At 62.9% G+C, this 2698-nt stretch carries 3 protein-coding genes; all 3 read left to right on the forward strand.

Annotated elements, in window-relative coordinates:
* A partial coding sequence (locus tag RTI30_RS13830) for a peptide chain release factor-like protein (RefSeq protein WP_312274943.1) occupies positions 1 to 365 on the forward strand: 365 nt, incomplete at its 5' end.
* Positions 366 to 378: 13 nt separating this feature from the next.
* Positions 379 to 1863: a lysine--tRNA ligase gene (lysS, locus tag RTI30_RS13835; protein ID WP_312274957.1), complete on the forward strand. Its 1485-nt coding sequence runs from the start codon at positions 379 to 381 to the stop codon at positions 1861 to 1863.
* Positions 1860 to 2698, forward strand: an 839-nt coding sequence (locus RTI30_RS13840; RefSeq protein ID WP_312274958.1) for an ABC transporter permease, incomplete at its 3' end; no start/stop codon positions are given. The genes lysS and RTI30_RS13840, both read left to right, overlap by 4 nt.

Consider the following 2698-nt stretch of genomic DNA (forward strand, 5'->3'; position numbering starts at 1 on the left):
GCGCCAGCGGTGCCGGCGGGCAGCACATCAACAAGACCGATTCGGCGGTGCGCATCACCCACGTGCCAACGGGGATCGTGGTTGCCTGCCAGACCGATCGCTCGCAGCACAAAAACCGCGCCGAGGCCATGCGCATGCTGCGCTCCAAGCTCTACGAAATGGAGATGCAAAAGCGTGACGCCGAAAAACAGGCCCTGGAAGAGAGTAAAAGCGACATCGGCTGGGGGCACCAGATTCGCTCCTATGTGCTCGACCAGTCGCGAATCAAAGACCTGCGTACCGGGGTCGAAGTGGGCGATACGCAAAAGGTGCTCGACGGCGGTCTCGACATCTTCATCGAAGCGGCCTTGAAGGCCGGATTGTAAGGCGAGGACAGGCATGGAAGAACGCAACGATCAGATGCAGGTGCGCCACGAGAAGCTGCAGCGCTGGCGCGAGGCCGGGCAGGCCTACCCCAATGCCTTCCGCCGCGACGCCGAAGCCGGCGATCTGCAGCACCGTTGCGCCGACATGGATGCCGCCGCCTTGGAGCAGGAGCCCATCCGGGCGCGGCTCGGCGGGCGCTTGATGACCCGGCGCATCATGGGTAAGGCGAGCTTTGCCGATCTCCAAGATGGCAGCGGTCGTCTGCAGCTCTTTTTGAGCCGCGACGAATTGGGTGAGGCAGCTTATGCCCGCTTCAAGGAGCTCGATTTGGGAGACGTGATCGGGGTCGAGGGGACCCTCTTCCGCACCAAGGCCGGGGAGCTCAGCTTGCGGGTGCATGCCCTGCAGTTGCTGGCCAAGGCCCTGCGCCCCCTGCCGGAAAAATGGCATGGCCTGAGCGACCCCGAAACCCGCTATCGCCAGCGCTATGTAGACCTGATCGTGACCGAGGCGGCACGCCGCACCCTGCAGATTCGTGCCGCCACCGTTGCCGCCCTGCGCCAGGGGCTGACGGCGGCGCGCTTTACCGAGGTCGAAACACCGATGATGCAGCCCATTCCGGGGGGGGCGACGGCCAAGCCCTTCGTCACCCACCACCATGCCCTCGATATGACCCTCTACCTGCGCATCGCCCCGGAGCTGTACCTCAAGCGCTTGGTGGTGGGCGGGGTGGAGCGCGTCTTTGAAATCAATCGCAATTTCCGCAACGAGGGTATCTCCACCCGCCACAATCCGGAATTCACCATGCTCGAATGGTACGAGGCCTATGCCGATTACCATGTTGCCATGGACCGCACCGAGCAGCTCATTCGCGCTGCAGCGCAGGCTGCCCTGGGGCGTACCGCAATCGTCTACCAAGGGCAGGAAATCGATCTCGGCCGACCCTTTGCCCGCCTGAGCGTGGCGGAGGCGGTGCGTAGCTTCAATCCGGATCTGCGCGGGGCAAACCTGCGCGACCCCGAGGTCTTGGGCGCCAAGTTGCGCGCTCTGGGGATGCCGGTGCAGAACAGCTGGGGTTGGGGCAAGCGCCTCATCGAGATTTTTGAAAAGACCGTCGAGACGCAGCTACAGCAGCCGAGTTTCATCACCGAATATCCCACCGAGGTGAGCCCCTTGGCGCGCGCCAACGATGTCGACCCGGAGGTCACCGATCGTTTCGAGCTCTTCATTGCCGGGCGCGAGTTGGCCAATGGCTTTTCCGAGCTCAACGACCCCGAGGATCAGGCCCGCCGGTTTACCGCCCAGGTCATGGCCAAGGAGGCCGGCGACGAGGAGGCGATGTTTTACGATCACGACTACATTCGCGCCCTCGAATACGGCATGCCGCCCACCGCGGGAGTGGGGATGGGCATCGACCGCCTAGTAATGCTGCTGGCAGATCAGCCGAGCATTCGCGAGGTCATCCTCTTTCCTCACCTACGGCCCGAGCATTCATGAGCCCCTTCGAACTCTGGGTTGGCCTGCGCTATACCCGCGCCAAGCGGCGCAATCATTTCATCTCCTTCATTACCGGTACTGCCATTCTCGGCATGGTGATTGGCGTTGCTGCCCTGATTACCGTCATGGCGGTGATGAATGGTTTCGACCACACCCTGCGCAGCCGCATCCTCGCCGTTACCTCGGATGTCATCGTCCAGGGCAATGGGGTGCCGGTGCTCAACTGGCGCGAGGCAGAGAAGAACCTTTCGGCGGTGCGCGGGGTGACCGGCGTGGCGCCTTATGTGCAGGCGCAGGCACTGCTCTCCCACGACGGCTTGGTCAGTGGCGCCTTGGTGGAAGGTATCGATCCGCAGCTCGAGGGAAGGGTCAATCGCCTTGCCCAAGACATGAAAGCCGGTAACCTCGATGCCCTGCACAGCCACCCGTGGGGCATCGTCCTGGGTACCGCGCTGGCGCGGCAATTGGGCGCGCAAGTAGGTAGCAAGGTCACCCTCATCTCCCCCCAAGGCGGGGTGACGCCGCTGGGGGTTACGCCCACCCTACGCCAGTTTACCGTGGTGGGGCTCTTTTCCGTGGGCATCTACGCCTATGACAGCGGCATGGCCTACATCAGCCTGCCCGATGCCCAGGCCCTCTACAATATGGGTTCCGGCGTTACCGGCCTGCGCATGCAGATCAGCGACCCCTTTGCCGCGCCGGTTTTTGCCGCCCGCCTGCAGAATATCCTCGGCTCCGCCTTTTTGGTGCAGGATTGGACCCAGACCCACGAGAACTTCTTCAAGGCCCTGGCCATGGAAAAATTGGTGATGTTTGTGATCTTGTCGCTGATCAT

This window comes from Candidatus Igneacidithiobacillus taiwanensis (assembly GCF_031962545.1).
Lineage (GTDB): Bacteria > Pseudomonadota > Gammaproteobacteria > Acidithiobacillales > Acidithiobacillaceae > Igneacidithiobacillus > Igneacidithiobacillus taiwanensis.